The organism is Halomonas gemina, from assembly GCF_023554995.1.
Classification (GTDB): Bacteria; Pseudomonadota; Gammaproteobacteria; order Pseudomonadales; family Halomonadaceae; genus Halomonas; species Halomonas gemina.
Map to the genome: position 1 here is coordinate 146,618 of NZ_JAMJPK010000006.1, position 18,624 is coordinate 165,241.

Consider the following 18,624-nt stretch of genomic DNA (forward strand, 5'->3'; position numbering starts at 1 on the left):
GCAAGCAGATACAAGTCGCGACCCCGGTGACCGGCCCCGCGCCTCCCGGGGCTGACAAGGACAAAGAGGCCCTCCCCATGACCGAACCCCGCACCCCTACCCCGCGTCCGGTGGCGCTGATCATCCTCGACGGCTACGGCTACAACGAGGACGCCAGTGACAACGCCGTGCTCGCCGCCCGCACCCCGGTGATGGATCGCCTGTGGCAGGAGCAGCCGCATACCCTGATCCATACTGACGGCCGCCACGTGGGCCTGCCGGATGGCCAGATGGGCAACTCCGAGGTCGGCCACATGAACCTGGGGGCCGGGCGCATCGTCTACCAGGACTTCACGCGCATCACCAAGGCCGTCGAGGACGGCGACCTGGACACCATCGAAGCCCTCACCGCGCCGGTTGATACCGCCGTGGCGGACGGCAGGGCGGTACATCTGCTGGGCCTGCTCTCGCCGGGCGGCGTGCACAGCCACGAGGAGCACTTCCTGGCGATGGCCGAGCTGGCCGCCCGCCGCGGCGCGCAACGAATCTACGTCCACGCCTTCCTCGACGGCCGCGACATGCCGCCCAAGAGCGCCATGGCCTCGCTGGAGCGCACCAACGCGCGCCTCGCCGAGCTGGTAGGCCCCGAGAATGGCTTCGTGGCCTCGATCATCGGTCGTTACTACGCCATGGACCGCGACAACCGCTGGGATCGCGTCGAGAAGGCCTACCGCCTGATCACCGAAGGCGAGGGCGAGTTCGAGGCGATCGGCGCCGAGGAGGGGCTGCGCCGGGCCTACGAGCGCGACGAGACCGACGAGTTCGTCACTGCCACCAGCATCCGCCCGAGCGGCGCACCGGTGGCCATGGCCGATGGCGATGCCGCCATCTTCATGAACTTCCGTGCCGACCGCGCCCGGGAGCTGACCCGTGCCTTCGTCGAGGAGGGCTTCAGCGGCTTCGAGCGCCGGGCGCGCCCGAGGCTCGCCGCCGACGGCCTGGTGATGCTGACCCAGTATGCCGCCGACATCCCGACGCCGGCGGCCTTCCCGCCGGCGGAGCTGGTCAACACCCTGGGCGAGGTGATGGAGCAGCGCGGCCTCACCCAGCTGCGCATCGCCGAGACCGAGAAGTATGCCCACGTCACCTTCTTCTTCTCCGGCGGCCGCGAGGAGGAGTACCGGGGCGAGACCCGGGTGCTGGTGCCTTCCCCCCAGGAGGTGAAGACCTACGACGAGAAGCCCGAGATGAGTGCCGAGGAGGTCACCGACCGGCTGGTGGAGGCGATCGACGCCGGACGGTTCGACCTGATCGTCTGCAACTACGCCAACGGCGACATGGTCGGCCACACCGGCGACTTCGAAGCCGCCGTCAAGGCCATCGAAGCGGTGGACGCCTGCGTCGGCCGCGTGGTCGAGGCGATCCAGCGCGCCGGCGGCGCCTGCCTGGTCACCGCCGACCATGGCAACGCCGAACAGATGGTCCACCCCGAGACCGGGGCGCCGCAGACCGCCCACACCACCTTCGAGGTACCGCTGATCTATGTCGGCGAGCGCCCGGCGCGACTGCTGGACGACGGCAGCCTGTGCGACATCGCCCCGACCCTGCTGACGATGATGGACCAGCCGATTCCCGAGGAGATGACCGGCCGGGTGCTGATCGAGCGCGACTGAGCCGGGCAGGGAGGCCAGGGCATGGCGAGAGTCGGCGCGACGCTCGGCGCATGGCTGTCGGGACTGGCGCTGGTGCTGGGCCTGGCTTCCCCGCTGGCCGCACAGCCCTCCGAGCGCGAGGCACAGGCCCGCCTCGATGCCCTCGGTGAGGAGCTCCGGGAGGTTTCCGAGCAGCTCTCCACCACCCGGGAGGCCCGGGACGAAGCCAGCGAAGCGCTGCGCGAGGTGGAGACCGCCCTGGCCGAGACCCACCGCCGTCTCGACACCCTGCAGGCCGAGCGGCGCACCCTCGATGACGAGATCATCAGCCTCGAGGCGCGCCGCGAGCAGCTCGCCGCCGAGCGCGCCGAGCAGGTCGAGGCCCTCTCGGCCCAGCTCGACGCCCTCTACCGCCTCGGCCGCACCCCCCAGCTCAAGCTGCTGCTCAACCAGGACGACCCGGCGCGGCTCGACCGCCTGCAGACCTACCTCAACCGCCTGGCCCGGGCGCGCAACGAACGTCTCGACGAACTGGCGAGGCTCGATGCCGAGCTGGCCGACACTCGCCGGGCCCTGGCTGCGCGCGACGAGCGCCTCGAGGCCGTGGCCGAGGAGCTTGCCGCACGCAGCGCCACCCTGGCCGAGCAGATGGCAGAACGTACCACCCTGGTGGCCGAGCTAGACGAGCGCTTCGCCAGCGAACAGGCCCGTCTGGCTAGCCTCGCCCAGGACCGGGCCCATGCCGAGCGCACCCTGCGCGAAGTGCAGGAGCGGCTGGCTCGCCTGGAGCGGCCACCGCCCTCCACCGCCATCGAGCAGACCCGCGGCGAGCTGCCGTGGCCGGTACAGGGCCGCATCGCCTCCACCTTCCACGAGGGGGCTGGCGTGCATCGCAACGGCCTGCTGATCCAGGCCGCCGCGGGCACCCCGGTCAGGGCCGTGCACGCGGGCCGGGTGGTATTCGCCGACTGGATGCGCGGCTTCGGCAACCTGCTGATCGTCGATCACGGCGACCGGGTGATGACCCTGCATGCCCACCTGCAGCACTTCGAGGTGCCGGTGGGGACCGCGGTTTCCCGCGGCGACACCCTGGGCGCGGTGGGGGACAGCGGCGGTCAACAACGGCCGGGGCTCTACTTCGAGGTACGCCGCGGCGGCGACCCCATCGACCCGCGGCGCTGGATCGCCCGCCAGCCCTGAGACCCCGGCTATTCCATAGACGCCCGGCCACGGGCTATGCTGGGCGGCCACCTCCGGAACCGCGAGAACCTGCATGCCCCTACGTCCCGCCGCTCTGCCCACCGTGACGCGCCGCCTGGTGTCGGCACTGCTGCCGGCCGCCCTGCTGGCACTCGCTCCCCTGCCTGTCGCCGCCCAGGGCCAGAGCCCGGAGGATGACCTGCCGGTCGCCGAGATCCAGGCCTTCGCCGAGGTGTTCGAACGCATCAAGCGCGCCTACGTGGAGGAGGTCGAGGATGCCGATCTGCTGCGCAATGCCATGCGCGGCATGCTCAGCGAGCTCGACCCTCACTCGGCCTACCTGGACAGCGAGGAGTTCGAGAGCCTGCGCGAGTCCACCGAGGGAGAGTTCGGCGGCGTGGGCATCGAGGTGGGCATGGAGGATGGCCAGCTGACGGTGATCACGCCCATCGACGACACCCCGGCCTCCCGGGCCGGCTTGCAGTCCCGGGACAAGATCCTGCGCATCGATGACACGCCCACCGACCGGCTCTCGCTGCAGGAGGCGGTCAACCTGATGCGCGGCGACCCCGGGACCGAGATCCGCCTGACCATCCTGCGCCAGGGCGAGAACGCCCCCCAGGAGGTCACCCTGACCCGCGAGGTCATCCGCACCGAGAGCGTCAAGAGCGAGCTGCTGGAGGCGGGCTATGGCTACCTGCGGGTCAGCCAGTTCCAGACCCGCACCGGCGAGCAGGTCGGCAGCGCCATCCGCCGCCTGGAGCGCGACGCGCCGCTCAAGGGCCTGGTACTCGACCTGCGCAACAATCCCGGCGGGGTGCTGCAGGCCGCGGTGGACGTGGCCGATGCCTTCCTCGACGAGGGACTGATCGTCTACACCGAGGGGCGCCTGCCGGACAGCGAGATGCGCTTCTCGGCCGGTCGCGAGACGGCGGCCGCCGAGGTGCCGCTGGTGGTGCTGATCAACGGTGGCAGCGCCTCGGCGGCGGAGATCGTCGCCGGCGCCCTGCAGGACCAGCGCCGCGGCGTGGTGATGGGTACCGAGAGCTTCGGCAAGGGCTCGGTGCAGCAGATCATGCCGCTGGGCAACGGCGAGGGGCTCAAGCTGACCACGGCGCTCTACTTCACCCCCGACGGCCGCTCGATCCAGGCCCAGGGCATCGAGCCCGACGTGGAGGTGATCCGCGGCCGCCTGGAAGTCGCCGAGGGCAGCGGCCTGGACGTGCGCGAAGCGGACCTGGAGGGCCACCTGGGCTCCCGTGACGAACAGCGCATCCGCAGCGAGATGAGCGAACGCCTGCGCGAGGACTACCAGCTCGGCGAGGCCCTCAACCTGCTCAAGGCCCTCAACGTGCTCAGCCAGCGTCGCGGCGGCTGAGCGGTCGGCAGACGCGAGGCAGGCGACCGCGATGTCCCGTCGCCTGCTGCATCAGCAGCCGCTTGAGCGGTCCGAGCCGGTCGACGCCCGAGAGCCCCAGGTTGCGCGCCAGAGTCAGCGCCGGGTGGCGCGCCCCGAACAGCAGCCGGAAGCCGTCCATCAGCGCCAGCATGGCGGCATTGTCGCCGCGCCGCCGTCGGGCGTAGCGGCCCAGCAGCGCCGCATCCCCCGGGGAGAGCCCCCGCCGCCGGCCCGTGACCAGCTCCTCGGCGAGCACCGCCGCATCCATCAGCCCCAGGTTGACCCCCTGGCCCGCCAGGGGGTGGATGCTGTGCGCCGCGTCGCCCACCAGGGCGAAGCCCGGCAGCACGTAGCGCTCGGCATGGCGCTGGGTGAGCGGCACCGCCAGCGCACGGTCCGTCACCGTCACCTCGCCCAGCCGGTGGTCGATGGCGGCCGCCAGCTCCACGCCCAGCGCCTCCCCGGGCAGCGCCACCAGGCGCTCGGCCTCCTCCGGGGTGGTGGACCAGACGATGGAGCAGTGGCGGTCATCGCCTTCGATATGCAGCGGCAGGAAGGCCAGCGGTCCCGTGGGGAGGAAGACCTGGCGCGCCACGCCGCCATGGGCGAGGCGGGTACGCACCGTGGTGACCACGGCCACCTGGCCGGTATCGCGGGAGCGGACGCCGATGCCGGCCATCTCGCGCAGCGGTGACCGGGCCCCGTCGGCGGCCACCACCAGGGGGGCCGTCAGCCGGCCGCCATCCTCCAGCCGCACCGTTCGCCCGGCGTCGCCTTCCTCGAGCCCGGCTACCCGGGCGCCGAAGTACAGCTGGACGCCCGGCAGCTCGGCCAGGCACGCCTCCAGCGCCGCCAGGGTGACGTCGTTCTCGACGATATGCCCGAGCACCGGTACCCCGGCCTGCTCCGCGGAGAAGTTCACCTCGCCGCTGCCCTCGCCATCCCAGACCTGCATGAAGCGGTAGGGGCTCACCCGGCGCGAGGCCATCCACGCCCAGGCCCCCAGCCCCTCCAGCAGCTGCCGCGATACCGGGGTCAGGGCGCTGACGCGCATCGAGGGCGGTCCCTCGCCCACGGCGTCGTGGTCGAGCGGTGCCTCGCGGGCATCCAGCAGCGCCACCTCCAGCCCGGCCCGGCCCAGCAGGCAGGCCAGGGCCGTGCCCACCATGCCGCCGCCGACGATGATCACCTCTAACGGCGCCGGCGCGCGTCCCTGTTCTGCGCTCATGACCTCTGCTCCTCGTGATGGCCCCGATGGCCATGCTCTCTGTTCAGCGTGTCGATGCCCAATCTTCGCGCTCCTGTGTCTTTCCAGGCCTTGACGTTCCGGCGCCCAGTGTTCCGGCCGCTATCTTTCCAACCGCTATCTTTCCAACCCCATGGCCCGGCGGGCCAGGTCGCGACGCAGCGGCCCCATCAGGTTCAGCCCCACCAGGCCGGCGCCGCGGGCATGGGAGAGCAGGGGAAGGTCGAGCCCGAACAGGCGGATCAGGCCGTCGCTGAAGCGGATGACATTGCCACGGTCGGCGTCCCGGCGCGCCTCGAAGTCCTGCAACACCGCCGGGCTCCCCGGGCGCTGGTCGCGCTGGCTGCCGGCCTCGATGGCCGCCACCAGGTCCATGACCCCGCGCAGCGCCAGGTTGAAGCCCTGGCCGGCCACCGGGTGCAGGGCATGGGCCGCATTGCCCAGCACCGCGAGCCCCGGACGAGCGGTCTCGCGGGCGGTGATCAGCGACAGCGGGTAGGCATGGCGACGACCCACCCGCCGGAAGTGTCCGGCCCGGTCGCCGAAGGCCTGCTGCAGCTCGGCCAGGAAGTCCCCGTCGGAGAGGGCCAGGCGGCGTTCCTCCTCGCCGCGCGCGTGGGTCCAGACCAGCTCCATGGCCTGGCCCCGAAGCGGCAGCAGGGCGATGGGTCCCGCCGGCGTGAATCGCTCGTAGGCGACGCCCCCGTGGGGGCGGCTGACCTCGACGCTGGCGATCAGCGCCACCTGGTCATAGGGCCGCTCGCGGCTCTCGATCCCCAGCCGCTCCTTGAGCCCCGAGCGACCGCCATCGGCGAGCACCGTCAGCTCGGCCTCCAGCGAACTGCCATCCGACAGCTGCAGCCGGTGCCCCTCGGCGGCGGGGTGAATCGCCTCGACCCTGGCCGGACAGTGCCAGGCCAGCGGCAGCTCGCTCAGCCGGCCATGCAGCACTCGCCCCATCCAGGCATTGGGGATCACGTGGCCCAGCGCCTCGACGTCCAGCTCCGCGGCGCGCAGCCGCGTCACGCCCAGCCGGCCCCGCTCGCTGACGTGGATGGTGCGGATCGGAGCGGCCATCTCGGCCATGCGCTCCCAGACGCCCAGGCTCGCGAAGTGCCGGGCGGAGCCACCGGCGATGGCACTCGCCCGGGCATCGAAGCTGGGCTGCCAGGGCTCGGCCTGCTGCGGCGCCAGCGGTGCCGCCTCGATCACCGCCACCCTGAGCCCCCTCCGCTCGACCAGCGCGGCCAGGGCGCAGCCGAGGCTGGCCCCCACCAGGCCGCCGCCGATGATGGCGATATCCACCTTCTCTTCCCGCATCGCCGTCATGGCCATAGCCCGGCTATTTCATAACGTACATTACATAAAGGCATTTCCTGACACTCCTAGGCTGGTCAATTCCTGTCCATCAGGGCTTCGATATCTGCCGCCCGCTTGGGGACATCCGCGGTCAGCACCTCGTGGCCATCGGGAGTCACCACCACGTCATCCTCGATGCGGATGCCCTGGCCGCGGAAGGCCTCGGGCAGGTCGTCGTCGGCCGGCACGTAGAGGCCGGGCTCCACGGTGAGCACCATGCCGGGCAGCAGGGCACGGGGCTGGCCCTCGTGGCGGTAGGCACCCACGTCATGCACGTCGAGTCCCAGCCAGTGGGAGGTCGAGTGCAGGTAGAAGCGCTTGTAGCTGCCATCATCGATGCGCGCCTGGACGTCGCCCTCCAGCAGCCCGAGTTGGACGAGACCGGCGGTGAGGTCGTGCACCACGCCCTCGTGGATCGTCGCCAGGGTGACGCCGGGGCGGACCGCGGCGACGGCGCGCTCCTGAGCGTCCAGCACCACCTCGTAGAGGGCACGCTGGGCCTCGGTGAAGCGGCCGTTGACCGGGAAGGTACGGGTGATGTCGCCGGCATAGAGATCGAACTCGGCACCGGCATCGATCAGCACCAGAGCGCCATCCTCCAGGGGGGCGTGGTTCTCGATGTAGTGCAGCACACAGGCATTGATGCCGCCACCGACGATGCTGGCGTAGGCCGGGCCGCTACCCCCCTGCCAGCGGAACTCGTGCTCGAGCTCGGCCTGCAGCTGCCGCTCCATTAGCCCCGGGCGAGCCGTGCGCATGGCCCGCACATGGGCCCGGGCGGAGATCGCCCCGGCATGGCGCATCAGGGCCAGCTCCGCCTCGCTCTTGCGAAGGCGCTGCTCGTGGATCAGTTCGCTGACGTCGGCGAAGGCCGATGGCGCCACCGCCCCACGACGGGCGCGGCCGGCCAGCTCGCCGCGCACCTCCTCGGCGAGTGCCAGGGCCTCGGCATCGCCCAGCGGAAGGTAGAGCGCCTGACGTCCGTCGAGCAGCTCGGCCAGCCGCGCCTCGCGCTCGGCATTCTCGAAGGCCTCGCCGACGCCATGCTCACGCACGGCGCCCTCGGCGCCCAGGCGGATACCGGTCCAGGCTTCCAGGGTCGGGTCACGGTCCTGGCAGAACAGCACGCTCTCGCCGGCCTCGCGGCCGGGCAGCAACAGCAGCAGGGCCTCCGGTTCGGGAAAACCGGTCAGGTAGTGGAAGTCGCTGTCCTGGCGGAAGGGGAACTCGCTGTCCCGCGAGCGGGTAACGAGTGCCGCACCGGGCAGCAGCACGGCACTGCCGGCGGGCAGCCGATCCATCAGCGCCCGGCGGCGGGCGCGATACTCGTCATTGGTGATCGGGGCGGGGCGGGGCAGGGTTTCGGGGTGCATCGCGGCTCCTGGAAGGGTGGGGTTCTCTGATCGGCCTCAGTGGCGGGTAGGCTCGTCGACCTGCTCGACCTGGGGCTTACCGGGGTGCTGCTCGGTATAGAGCAGCATGGCGGCCATCCGCGCGTGCTCGGTGAGGGCGAAGAGGTCATTCTCGTTCTCCGGGTTTTCCTCGATATCGGTCTCGATACTCGTCAGGCCCTGGAGGTCCTCGAGGGCCTCGCGCAGGGCCGGCGACCAGGCACGACAAGGCTCCTCGCCGGCATCGGCCACCACCTCGAGGAAGCCCAGCGTCCACTCCTGCAGGCCCAGGGCGCGCTCGGCCAGGGAGAAAAGCTCGTCCGGCAGCAGGGGCTCGAAGTTGAGCTCGGCGGCGGAGAGGGCCTCGAGGGTCTGGCGGCGCCAGCCCAGCAGCCGTTCGGCACTGGGCTCGTCGCGGGGCTGGTCGACGCCGAGGCTCAGGCAGACCTCTTCCAGCCAGGCCTCGGGGGTCAGGTCATGCAGCGCGAGTTCGGCGCACAATCGCCCGTCGAGGAAGGCCGGCGACTGCATGCTGCCGTGGAGCAGGAAGGTGTCGGCAATGGTCGAGAAGTCCTGGCGTTCGTTGATCAGTGACATGGCAAGATCCGCTGGTGGGGCCGCCGGGCGCGTTGACCGCCCGCAAACGGCTCTCTTATAGTGACTGGCGTTCAATCTGTGGCCTCGATGTTAACGCATCGGCTCCCCATGACGCGCACCCGGCGTGCGCCACCTTCCTCTGGCCCTTAGCGGAGCCCGCCATGACCGAGCCCAAGCGGCCCACCACCGAGATCACCCTCCTGGAGCGCAGCTATGCCATCGCCTGCCCGCCGGAGGAGCAAGACAAGCTCGAGCGGGCTGCCCGCTACCTCGACCGCGCCATGCAGGGCATCCACTCCCGTGGCCGGGTGATCGACCGCGAGAAGATCGCCATCATGGCGGCCCTCAACATCGCCCACGAGCTGCTCGAGGCCCTGGATGACCAGCGGGCCGGCGAGCAGAGCCTCAACGAGCTCAACGCCCGCCTGGAGAAGGCGCTGGACGACATGCCCGAGCGCTGAGCCGGCGCAATCATCCCTTTGGCCCCGCCCGAGCCTCTGATAGGATGAAGATGTTCCCTGGGGTGTTTGCCAGTCGTTATCGTCCCTCGAGCCTATGCGCAGTACCCAGGGGGCCAAATGCTAGCCGGACCCGTGTGCATGTCCGTGCGTCGGAAAGCCTGACGGTTCGGCTGCGGCCACCCACCTTGAACCACTGGGTTCAAGGGCCAGAACGACAGCGGCACTCTGGGGAACCCTCATCCGACATGAACCACATGCAGGATACCGCCGCCGCCCCTCCGACCGACGACGCCCGTCGCCGGCTGAGACGTGAATTGCGTCTTCGCAGGCGCGAACTGAGCGCCGACGCCCGCCGTGACGCCGCAGAACGGCTCTGCCGACACCTCCGCCAGCTGCCCGAGATCCAGCGTGCCCATCGCGTGGCCCTCTACCTGCCCAATGACGGCGAAATCGATCCCACTCCGCTGATCCCCTGGCTCGAGCGCCGCGGCACCCGCGTACACTTGCCGGTTCTCAAGCCGCTCTCCCGCAACCAGCTGTGGTTCGTGCATTACCATTCGGGGACGCCCATGGTGGCCAACCGCTTCGGCATCCCGGAGCCCGAGGCCCGCCACGGGGCGCATCGTGCACGGCGCACGCCGGCCTGGGCCCTCGATGTGATCCTGCTGCCGCTGGTGGGCTTCGACGCCCAGGGGCAGCGGATGGGCATGGGCGGCGGCTTCTACGACCGCACCCTGGCCTTCACCCGTCGACCGGGACCGCGCCCTCGGCTGATCGGCCTGGCCCACGACTGCCAGCGTGTCGAACGCCTACCCGCCGCGCCCTGGGACGTGCCGCTGGACGCCATCGTCAGCGACGCCCGGGTGATTCGCCCCTGAAAGACCCCGCTGCACGAACGACGAAGGCCGATGCAGATGCATCGGCCTTCGTCATCAGGCGGTTCCGGTCGTGGTGCTCTCCACCCGGCCTGAGGGGGATTCAGCCACCCGCCAGCGCCTGGGCATAGCCGGTCGCCACGACCCCGATGCCGAATACCAGCACCAGTGCCATGACCAGATCGGGCTTGCGCTTCATTGTCGACTCCATGGGAGGCAGGACCGCGAGGGTCGTTGTGGATATTGTTCTCGGGTCACCGCGAGGGAGCGATGACGCCGTGACTATAGGGCCTGATGCCTGCGTATGACAACCAGCATACTTAGGGTGTTACATATTTAAACACTCGGCATTGCCCGGCTCCGCGGTGAGTCAGCGCTTACTCGGTGCTTCGAGGATGGCCCGACGTCAGGCCATGAAGAGCCGGTAGGCCGGGTTATCGCTCTCCTTCCAGTAGCGATAGCCGATGTCGTCGAAGTACTCCTCGACGTGGGTGCGATCACCATTGGGGACCTGCATGCCCACCAGCACCCGACCATAAGCGGCCCCGTGGTTGCGGTAGTGGAACAGCGAGATGTTCCAGTCGTGGGGCAGGTGGGTGAGGAAGTTCATCAACGCCCCGGGTCGCTCCGGGAACTCGAAGCGGTAGACCTCCTCGTCGAAGTGCTCCTTCGGCCGACCGCCCCCCAGGTGGCGGATATGCAGCTTGGCCAGCTCGTTGTCGGTGAGGTCCTCCACCGGGTAGCCGGCCCCACGGAGCTTGTCGATCACCGCCTGGCGGTCCTCGCCACCGGGCTTCACCTGGACGCCGACGAAGATATGGGCCTTCTCCGGATCCGCGTAGCGGTAGTTGAACTCGGTGACCATCCGCTTGCCGATGGTGCGGCAGAACTTCTTGAAGCTGCCGGGCCGCTCGGGGATGGTCACGGCGAGGATCGCCTCGCGCTGCTCACCCAGTTCGGTACGCTCGGCGATGTGCTGCAGGCGGTCGAAGTTGGTGTTGGCCCCGGAGTTGATGCAGACCAGCGTCTGGTGCTCGGCCCCGGTCTGCTGGATGTACTTCTTGAGGCCCGCCAGCGAGAGCGCCCCGGAGGTCTCGGAGACCGCCCGGGTGTCCTCGAAGATGTCTTTCACCGCGGCACACATCTCGTCGGTGTTGACGGTGATGACGTCGTCGATCAGGTCGCGCAGGATCGAGAAGGGCACCTCGCCGACCTGCGCCACGGCCACGCCCTCGGCGAAGACCCCCACCTGGTCCAGCACCACGCGCTCCCCGGCGGCCAGCGCCGCCTTGAGGCAGGCGCTGTCCTCGGACTCAACCCCGATCACCTTGATCTCGGGCCGCAGGTACTTGATGTAGGCCGCCATGCCGGCGATCAGGCCACCGCCCCCTACCGGCACGAAGATGGCATCGATCGGCCCGCCATGCTGGCGCAGGATCTCCACGGCGATGGTGCCCTGGCCGGCGATGACATCAATATCGTCGAAGGGCGGGATATAGGTGTAGCCGTGCTCGGCGATCAGCTCCTGGGCATGGGCCGCCGCCTCGGCGAAGGCATCGCCCTTGAGCACCACCTTGGCGCCGCGCGCCCGCACCGCCTGGACCTTGATCTCCGGCGTGATGCGCGGCATCACGATCACCGCCTTGACGCCCATCAGCTTGGCCGCCATGGCCAGCCCCTGAGCATGGTTGCCGGCAGACGCCGCGATCACGCCCTGGGCCTTCTGCGCCTCGCTGAGCTGGGCCATCTTGTTGTAGGCGCCGCGAATCTTGAAGGAGTAGACCGGCTGCAGGTCCTCGCGCTTGATCAGAATGGTGTTGTTGAAGCGACGGGAGAGGAAGGGGGCCGGGGAGATGGGGGTTTCCCGGGCGGCCTCGTAGACCCGGGCCTGGAGAATCTTCTTGACGGTAGCTTCGAGCATCCTGATATCCCAGAAGTGACGCGAGGGGCGCCGTGAGCGGCGCCGCGAGGAATCCTTATTGGTAGCATTGCGACGGCCATGGCGTCCAGCACCCGCCACCGGCATCGCCTATAATGGCGCGGCATTCGCCATCCACCCGACAGCGAGCACGACATGACCCAGGACGAACTCAAGGACGCCGTGGCCGCCACCGCCATCGACGAGATCCGCCCCCGCCTCGAGCGCGACACCATCCTCGGCATCGGCACCGGCTCCACCGCCGACCGCTTCATCGATCGGCTGGCGGCCCTGCGCCATGACTTCCGCGGCGCCGTGGCCAGCTCCGATGCCAGCGCCGCGCGCCTGCGCGGCCATGGCATCGAGCTCTTCGAGCTCAACGAAGCCGGCAGCGTGCCCTTCTACATCGATGGTGCCGACGAAGTGAACGCTCACCTCCAGATGATCAAGGGGGGCGGTGCGGCCCTGACCCGGGAGAAGATCGTCGCCGCCTGCGCCGAGCGCTTCATCTGCATCGCCGACGCCTCCAAGAGGGTCGAGCGGCTGGGACACTTCCCGCTGCCGGTGGAGGTGATCCCCATGGCTCGCTCCTACGTGGCCCGGGAGCTGGTCAAGCTGGGGGCCGATCCGGTCTATCGCCAGGGAGTGGTCACCGACAACGGCAACCAGATCATCGACTGCTTCGAGTTCATGATCGATGACCCGGTGGCCATGGAGGCACGGCTCAATGCCATCGTTGGCGTGGTCACCAACGGACTGTTCGCGGCGCGCGGTGCCGATGTGCTGCTGCTGGGCACCGAGCAGGGCGTGGAGCGCCTGCTGCCCGCCTGACCCCGCCTGACGAAGTGAGCACTCACTCCGTCGGCATGAGCCCTTCCAGGCCCGCCAGGGTGCGCGCCAGGGCGCCCCGATTGGCCGCGACCACCCCGCGGCCGGCCTCGGCGAGGCGGCGCCGCTCCTCCCGGTCGCCGAACAGGCGCCGCAGTTCGGTGGCCAGCGTCTCGGCGTCTTCGACCTCCACCAGGGCGCCGGCCTCGCGCATCACCTCGGCCACGTCCGAGAAGTTGGCCAGCGCCGGCCCGGTGAGCACCGGGGTTCCCAGTGCCGCCGGCTCCAGCAGGTTGTGCCCGCCGATGGGCACCAGGCTGCCACCCACGAAGGCCAGGTCGGCCACGCCATAGAGCGCCAACAGCTCGCCCATGGTGTCGCCCAGGTAAACGGCCGTGTCGTCCCGCGGCCACTCGTCGCGGGAGCGGCGCGCCAGTGTCAGGTCCGCCTGGCGGCACAGCGCGGCCACGGCGTCGAAGCGACGGGGATGGCGGGGCACCAGGACCAGCAAGGCATCGGGTAGCCGCTCGCGCAGGCGGGCATGGGCGGCCAGCAGCTGCTCGTCCTCGCCGGGATGGGTGGAGCCGGCTACCCAGACAGGACGCTCGCCCAGCCGGGTACGCAAGCGCTCACTCACCTCCCGGGCCTTGCCACCGACGGTGATATCGAACTTCAGCGAGCCCACCACCGTGGTGCGTGGCGGCGCCATGCCCAGCTCAATGAAGCGCCGGGCATCGGCCTCGGACTTGGCCGCCAGCCAGGCCACATGGGACAGCGCCTCGGCCATCAGCGGGCGCAGGCGGCGGTAGCCCCGAAAGCCGCGGGGCGAGAGACGGCCGTTGACCACCGCCACCGGCACCCCGGCCCGGTCGCAGGCGGCCAGCAGGTTAGGCCAGAGTTCGGTCTCGAAGAAGATGGCAAGCTCGGGGCGTAGCCGGGCGACGAAACGGCGGGCCGCGCCGGGAAAATCCAGCGGCACGAAGTGATGGCTCACTTCGCCCCCGCTTCCCGAGCCGCTGCGGTTCCCTGCCAGCGCCAGCACGCGTTCGGCGCCGGTGGCGGTCATGGTGGTAACGACCAGGCGGTGGCCGGGCCAGCGTTCGAGGAGCACCTCGATCAACGGGCGGGCGGCCTGCACCTCGCCTACCGAGGCGCAGTGTAGCCAGAGGGTGCGCTCGCCCTCGCCGGCGGGCGGGATCAGGCCCAACCGCTCGCGACGCGCCCTCCCGGGCAACTGCTCGCGCCAGACGCGTCGCCAGATCAGCGGCGCAAGGAGGTAGAGGGCCGCCGCATAGCCCCGACGCGCCCAGGGACGTGGCGCCGGCATCAGGCCTCGCGGTCGAGGATGGTGGAGATCATCGCCGTGGTGGAGACGCCATCCTCGAAGCCCAGCACCCTGACCTCGCCCCCCGCCTCGCGGACGGCCGCGCCACCGGCGATTTCCTCGGGGCGATAGTCACCGCCCTTGACCAGCACGTCCGGCAGCACCGCCTCGATCAGCCGCTGGGGGGTGTCCTCGCCGAAGGGCACCACCCAGTCGACGGCGCCCAGGCCGGCCAGCACCTGCATGCGCCGCGCCAGGGGATTGATGGGCCGCTTGGGGCCCTTGAGGCGGCCGATGGAGGCATCATCGTTGACGGCCACCACCAGCCGGTCGCCGAGGCGGCGGGCCTGCTCCAGGTAGGCGACGTGGCCGGCATGCAGGATGTCGAAGCAGCCATTGGTCATCACTACCCGCTCACCGCGGGCCTGGGCGGCACGTACCGCCTCGATCAGCACAGGCTCCTCGATCACCCCGAACTCGGCCAGCTTGTCGCCGTGCAAGGCGGTATAGAGCTCGGCAATCGACAGGGTCGCGGTGCCAGGCTTGGCCACCACCAGGCCGGCGGCCAGGTTGGCCAGGGTCATCGCCTCGGCGAAACCGTGCCCGGCCGCCAGCGCCAGGCCCAGCACGCCGATCACGGTGTCGCCCGCCCCGGTGACGTCGAAAACCTCGCGGGCATGGGTCGGCAGGTTCAGCGGCTCGTGTCCCTCGCGGATCAGCGTCATCCCCTTCTCGCTGCGGGTGATCAGCAGCGCCTCCAGCTCCAGCTCGGCGCGTAGTGCCTCGCCCCGGACGGCGAGTTCGGCGTCGTCCCGGCAATGGCCTACCACAGCCTCGAACTCCCCCAGGTTGGGGGTGATCACGCTGGCCCCGCGGTAGCGGCTGAAGTCGCTGCCCTTGGGATCCACCAGCACCCGTTTGCCGGCGGCCTTCACCAGCCGGATCAGCGCCTCGACCCGATTCAGGGTCCCCTTGCCGTAATCTGAGAGGATCACCAGGTCGCAGTCGGGCAGGGCCGCCTCGACCTTCTCCAGCAGCCCGCTGGTGTCGACGTCGCCGAGCCCCTCCTCGAAGTCCAGGCGGATCAACTGCTGGTTGCGGCTCATCACCCGCAGCTTGGTGATGGTCGGAATGCCGGGGCTGCGGTCGAAGTGAGTACTCACTCCGGAATCCTCTAGCCGGGAGGACAACCGCTCGGCATTGTCGTCGTCACCCACCAGGCCGGCCAGGGCGGCATGGGCGCCCAGGGAGGCGATGTTGAGGGCCACGTTGGCGGCGCCGCCGGGACGGTCCTCGGACTCGTCTACCCGGACCACCGGCACCGGCGCCTCCGGGGAGATGCGCGAGGTGCCACCATGCCAGTAGCGATCGAGCATGACATCGCCCACCACCAGCAGGCGGGAGCGCTCCAGGGCGGTCAGGTCAAGCTTCATCAGGGGACTCCGTGTCCGGTGGGATCTCGGGTTGGGCCAGCACTGCCTCGAGACGGTCGATCACGTCCTCGGCACGAATCAGCGACATGGCGTCGGGGTGACGGACCCGCTGGCCCCAGGAGAGTTCCGTGGGTTCCTTGTGCAGGAAGGTACGTACCGCGTCTGCGTAGCGATTCACGGCGAATTCCCGCCATAGGTAGGGGCCCGTCCTGTCCACATTCGATGTGGCATAAAGTCCGACCACGGGTGTTCCGAGGGCATTGGCCATGTGTACGGGCCCCGTGTCGGGAGCGATCACCAATCGAGCGCTGCGAATCAGCGCCAGCAGGCCCTTGAGCGAGGTCTGGCCGATGGCATCGATCACCACGTCGTCAGGACAGAGGGCCTGGATGCGCTCGCCGAGCTGGCGCTCCTGGGTGCTACCGCCGCCAGTGAGCACCGTCTTCAGGCCATACTGGCGCCAGGCATGCTCGATCACCGCCGCATAGCCCTCGGCAGACCAGTTGCGAAAATTTCGCAGACGTACGCTGCTGCAAGGGTTGATCATCACATAAGGTGTCTCGCCGGTGATGTCGGCGGCCTCCTCGACAGCGGCCTCGGGTACCGGCAGGTCCCAGGCCAGCGAGAGGTCCTCGACGCCCAGCAGGCGTGCAAAGTCGAGGAAGGACTCCAGCACATGGGCTCGAGGATGGGGCGCCAGGTGGCGCTGGGTGAACCAGTGCTGGGCATCCTTGGCACGGGCCCTGTCGTAGCCCACCCGTACGTCGACCTTGAGTCCCAGGGAGAGCACGCTGGCCCGCAGCGCCTGCTGCATATGCAGCAGGACGTCGAAGCGGGTATCGGCCAGCTCGCGCCACAGGGCCCGCATGCCCGCTACCCCCGTCGCCTTGTCGTAGACGATGAACTCGACCCCGGATAGGCCCGCCAGTAGACTGTGCTCGCCCTTGCCGATGATCCAGGTGATCCGCGCCTCGGGCCACTGACGCTGCAGGGCACGCACCGTCGGCACCAAGTTACAGACATCGCCCAGGGCGGAGAGCCGCAGTATGCAGATATGCTCAGGTCGGGCGGGCAGAGGATGCTTCATGCGGTTGGCAACGTATCGAGCGGGAAAGATTTTCATTCTATATGATGCAGACAGTTTATGTGACGCCGACCGGGCGTCACAAACGGCACCGCCCATCCCGCCCCGCGCCTTCGAATCCGCCTACTGGCGCGACGCCGGCCGGGTCATTGGCGAGGCCCCCGGCCGCGGGGCCAGCCTCTTCCTGGATGCCAGCCCCTTCGAGGAGGGCGCCCAATGGGTGCTCAGGCCCTATCGTCGCGGTGGCCTCATCGCCAGGCTCGGCGACACCCGCTACCTGTGGACCGGCCTGGAGCGGACCCGCGCCTTTCGCGAGTGTCGCCTGACCGCCGAGCTCTTCGAGCAAGGCCTGCCAGTGCCACGACCGGTCGCCGCTCGGGTGACCCGCCAGGGGCTCGCCTACCAGGCGGCACTAATCACGGAGCGCATTCCCGGCGCCCGTGCCCTGGCCAGCCTGCTTCAGAACGACGAAGCCGATGACCGCCTGCTTGCACGCGTCGGCGCCACCATCCGGCGCTTCCACGATGCCGGCCTGGATCACGTGGACCTCAACGCACGCAACCTGCTGGTCGACCCGCAGCACGCGGTGTGGCTGATCGACCTCGACCGCTGCCGGCTGCGCCTCAAGGGCGCCTGGCAGGCGGGCAACCTGGCGCGTCTCGAACGCTCGCTGGTGAAGTTCGAGGCCCCCGCGGCCATGGCAGTCATCCGAGCCGGCTATGACGCTCACTCCCAGGCGTCGATATAAGCCCTCTCCAGCCCCTGCACGTGGGCATTCAGCGTGAAGTGAGCACTTACTTTCTCGCGAGCACCCTCACCCAGGCACTGTCTCAGCGTGGCATCGCCGGCCAGTTCCCCCATGGCGTCACGCCAGGCCAGGGGATCATCGGGCGCGGCCAGGCGGCCCGTCCCCTCATCGATGAGCTCGGGAATGGCCCCACTGTTGGCACCGACCACGGCCTTGCCGGCGGCCATCGCCTCGATCACCGTCAGGCCGAAGGCCTCATTGCGCGACGGCACGCAGACGATATCGAGGGCCTCGAACAGCCTCGGCAGGTCAGCCCGGAAGCCGGCGAAGGTCACCCGCTCCGCCAGGCCGAGTTCGGCCACGCGCTCGTGCAGTTCGGCCACGAAGGCCTCGCTGCTGCCCTCAGCGGCGGTCAACCCGCCGATCAGCACCCCGTGCCAGGCCAGCGCCGGATGACGCTCGGCGAGCCCTGCCAGTGCCTCGATCCACAGGCCCTGGCCCTTGCCAGGCGTCAGCCGACCTGCCAGGCCGATCACCACTGCCCCGGGCGGAACACCGAGCGAGTCGCGCAGGGCCTGCCGCTTGGTCTCGGTGAGGCGCGGCGCATAGGGTGCCGGGTCGATGCCCAGATAGAGCCGGCGGATGCGCCCGGGTGGCAGCGGGAAGGCAGCCAGATTGCGTTGACGAGTCGTCTCGCTGATGGAAAAGACAAGCGTCACCTTGCCGTAGGCCCAGCGATGGTAGGGATCCTTCTTGGGACGCGTGACGCCCATATGGTCGGTGAAGAAGAGTCGCAGCGAGGGACGCAGGGTCACCAGCAGGGCCCCCAGGCGCAGGTCGCTGGACTTGTGGCAATGGAGGATCCGGATATCGTGGGCCTTCAGGTATTTGAGCAGGCGCCCCACCTTCAAGAGGGCCTTGCCACGGGAAGCCACTGTCAGCGGCGTGATGTCGGCCTCGACAAGGCTCGCGGCGACCCGAGAACCCGCTAGCGCCAGGCCGTGGGCCTCCCACCCCTGTCGCCTCAGCTCGGGTATAATGCGCGATGGATACATTTCCAGTCCGCCCCAGCCGTTCGAGAGGCAGATATGCATGACCTTGCGGGACAAGAGGGTCTCCTTTGCGGTTAC

Annotated in this window: 16 protein-coding genes and 1 other RNA gene; 8 read left to right on the forward strand and 9 right to left on the reverse strand. The window is 69.6% G+C overall.

What is annotated here, in order from left to right:
• Nucleotides 1-77 precede the first annotated feature (77 nt).
• The 3 genes from gpmI (at nucleotide 78) to M8009_RS14070 (ending at nucleotide 4,209) form a co-directional block, all read left to right on the forward strand.
• A complete protein-coding gene (gene gpmI / locus M8009_RS14060) occupies nucleotides 78-1,652 on the forward strand; it encodes a 2,3-bisphosphoglycerate-independent phosphoglycerate mutase (RefSeq protein ID WP_250062261.1) in 1,575 nt (524 codons plus the stop codon).
• Nucleotides 1,653-1,673: 21 nt separating this feature from the next.
• Entirely contained in the window at nucleotides 1,674-2,831 is a 1,158-nt protein-coding gene (locus M8009_RS14065; RefSeq protein ID WP_250062263.1) for a murein hydrolase activator EnvC family protein, read from the forward strand.
• Between the two features lie 73 nt (nucleotides 2,832-2,904).
• Nucleotides 2,905-4,209, forward strand: a complete 1,305-nt coding sequence (locus M8009_RS14070) for a S41 family peptidase (protein WP_250062265.1) — start codon at nucleotides 2,905-2,907, stop codon at nucleotides 4,207-4,209.
• On the opposite strand, the gene M8009_RS14075 is transcribed toward M8009_RS14070, so the two are convergent.
• The 4 genes from M8009_RS14075 to M8009_RS14090 all read right to left on the reverse strand — a co-directional run bounded on the left by M8009_RS14075 (nucleotide 4,187) and on the right by M8009_RS14090 (nucleotide 8,823).
• The gene (locus M8009_RS14075) at nucleotides 4,187-5,458 is read right to left on the reverse strand and encodes a UbiH/UbiF/VisC/COQ6 family ubiquinone biosynthesis hydroxylase (protein WP_250062267.1); all 1,272 of its coding nucleotides are present in this window, start codon (nucleotides 5,456-5,458) and stop codon (nucleotides 4,187-4,189) included. The genes M8009_RS14070 and M8009_RS14075 overlap by 23 nt on opposite strands.
• A gap of 135 nt (nucleotides 5,459-5,593) precedes the next feature.
• Nucleotides 5,594-6,805: a 2-octaprenyl-6-methoxyphenyl hydroxylase gene (gene ubiH / locus M8009_RS14080; RefSeq protein WP_250062269.1), complete on the reverse strand. Its 1,212-nt coding sequence runs from the start codon at nucleotides 6,803-6,805 to the stop codon at nucleotides 5,594-5,596.
• Nucleotides 6,806-6,870: 65 nt separating this feature from the next.
• Nucleotides 6,871-8,208: a Xaa-Pro aminopeptidase gene (gene pepP / locus M8009_RS14085; protein WP_250062271.1), complete on the reverse strand. Its 1,338-nt coding sequence runs from the start codon at nucleotides 8,206-8,208 to the stop codon at nucleotides 6,871-6,873.
• Between the two features lie 36 nt (nucleotides 8,209-8,244).
• Nucleotides 8,245-8,823 (reverse strand): UPF0149 family protein, encoded by a 579-nt coding sequence (locus M8009_RS14090; RefSeq protein WP_250062273.1) that lies wholly within the window; start codon nucleotides 8,821-8,823, stop codon nucleotides 8,245-8,247.
• Between the two features lie 161 nt (nucleotides 8,824-8,984).
• Here M8009_RS14090 and M8009_RS14095 point away from each other — a divergent pair, with 161 nt between their 5' ends.
• The 3 genes from M8009_RS14095 to M8009_RS14105 all read left to right on the forward strand — a co-directional run bounded on the left by M8009_RS14095 (nucleotide 8,985) and on the right by M8009_RS14105 (nucleotide 10,162).
• On the forward strand, nucleotides 8,985-9,284 hold the full coding sequence (locus tag M8009_RS14095) for a cell division protein ZapA (RefSeq protein ID WP_250062275.1): 300 nt from the start codon (nucleotides 8,985-8,987) through the stop codon (nucleotides 9,282-9,284).
• Nucleotides 9,285-9,335: 51 nt separating this feature from the next.
• Nucleotides 9,336-9,520: non-coding RNA, 6S RNA (gene ssrS / locus M8009_RS14100), on the forward strand.
• A gap of 9 nt (nucleotides 9,521-9,529) precedes the next feature.
• The gene (locus M8009_RS14105) at nucleotides 9,530-10,162 is read left to right on the forward strand and encodes a 5-formyltetrahydrofolate cyclo-ligase (RefSeq protein WP_250062277.1); all 633 of its coding nucleotides are present in this window, start codon (nucleotides 9,530-9,532) and stop codon (nucleotides 10,160-10,162) included.
• 403 nt (nucleotides 10,163-10,565) lie between these two features.
• Here the strand turns inward: M8009_RS14105 and ilvA are convergent, their stop codons facing one another.
• Entirely contained in the window at nucleotides 10,566-12,080 is a 1,515-nt protein-coding gene (ilvA, locus tag M8009_RS14110; protein WP_250062279.1) for a threonine ammonia-lyase, biosynthetic, read from the reverse strand.
• 153 nt (nucleotides 12,081-12,233) lie between these two features.
• Here ilvA and rpiA point away from each other — a divergent pair, with 153 nt between their 5' ends.
• Nucleotides 12,234-12,908: a ribose-5-phosphate isomerase RpiA gene (gene rpiA, locus M8009_RS14115; RefSeq protein ID WP_250062281.1), complete on the forward strand. Its 675-nt coding sequence runs from the start codon at nucleotides 12,234-12,236 to the stop codon at nucleotides 12,906-12,908.
• A 22-nt stretch (nucleotides 12,909-12,930) separates the two neighbouring features.
• Here the strand turns inward: rpiA and waaA are convergent, their stop codons facing one another.
• From waaA to M8009_RS14130, 3 genes are read right to left on the reverse strand one after another with little or no spacing between them, the layout of a single operon-like run.
• The gene (waaA, locus tag M8009_RS14120) at nucleotides 12,931-14,232 is read right to left on the reverse strand and encodes a lipid IV(A) 3-deoxy-D-manno-octulosonic acid transferase (protein ID WP_250062283.1); all 1,302 of its coding nucleotides are present in this window, start codon (nucleotides 14,230-14,232) and stop codon (nucleotides 12,931-12,933) included.
• A complete protein-coding gene (gene hldE, locus M8009_RS14125) occupies nucleotides 14,232-15,662 on the reverse strand; it encodes a bifunctional D-glycero-beta-D-manno-heptose-7-phosphate kinase/D-glycero-beta-D-manno-heptose 1-phosphate adenylyltransferase HldE (protein ID WP_250062291.1) in 1,431 nt (476 codons plus the stop codon). Before hldE ends, waaA begins: the two co-directional genes overlap by 1 nt.
• Nucleotides 15,652-16,749 (reverse strand): glycosyltransferase family 9 protein, encoded by a 1,098-nt coding sequence (locus M8009_RS14130; protein ID WP_250062293.1) that lies wholly within the window; start codon nucleotides 16,747-16,749, stop codon nucleotides 15,652-15,654. The genes hldE and M8009_RS14130 overlap by 11 nt, the downstream gene beginning before the upstream one ends.
• Here M8009_RS14130 and M8009_RS14135 point away from each other — a divergent pair.
• Entirely contained in the window at nucleotides 16,748-17,494 is a 747-nt protein-coding gene (locus M8009_RS14135) for a 3-deoxy-D-manno-octulosonic acid kinase (protein ID WP_250062295.1), read from the forward strand. The two genes, M8009_RS14130 and M8009_RS14135, sit on opposite strands and share 2 nt — an antisense overlap.
• On the opposite strand, the gene M8009_RS14140 is transcribed toward M8009_RS14135, so the two are convergent.
• Nucleotides 17,473-18,603, reverse strand: a complete 1,131-nt coding sequence (locus M8009_RS14140) for a glycosyltransferase family 4 protein (RefSeq protein ID WP_250062297.1) — start codon at nucleotides 18,601-18,603, stop codon at nucleotides 17,473-17,475. The two genes, M8009_RS14135 and M8009_RS14140, sit on opposite strands and share 22 nt — an antisense overlap.
• Nucleotides 18,604-18,624 lie beyond the last annotated feature (21 nt).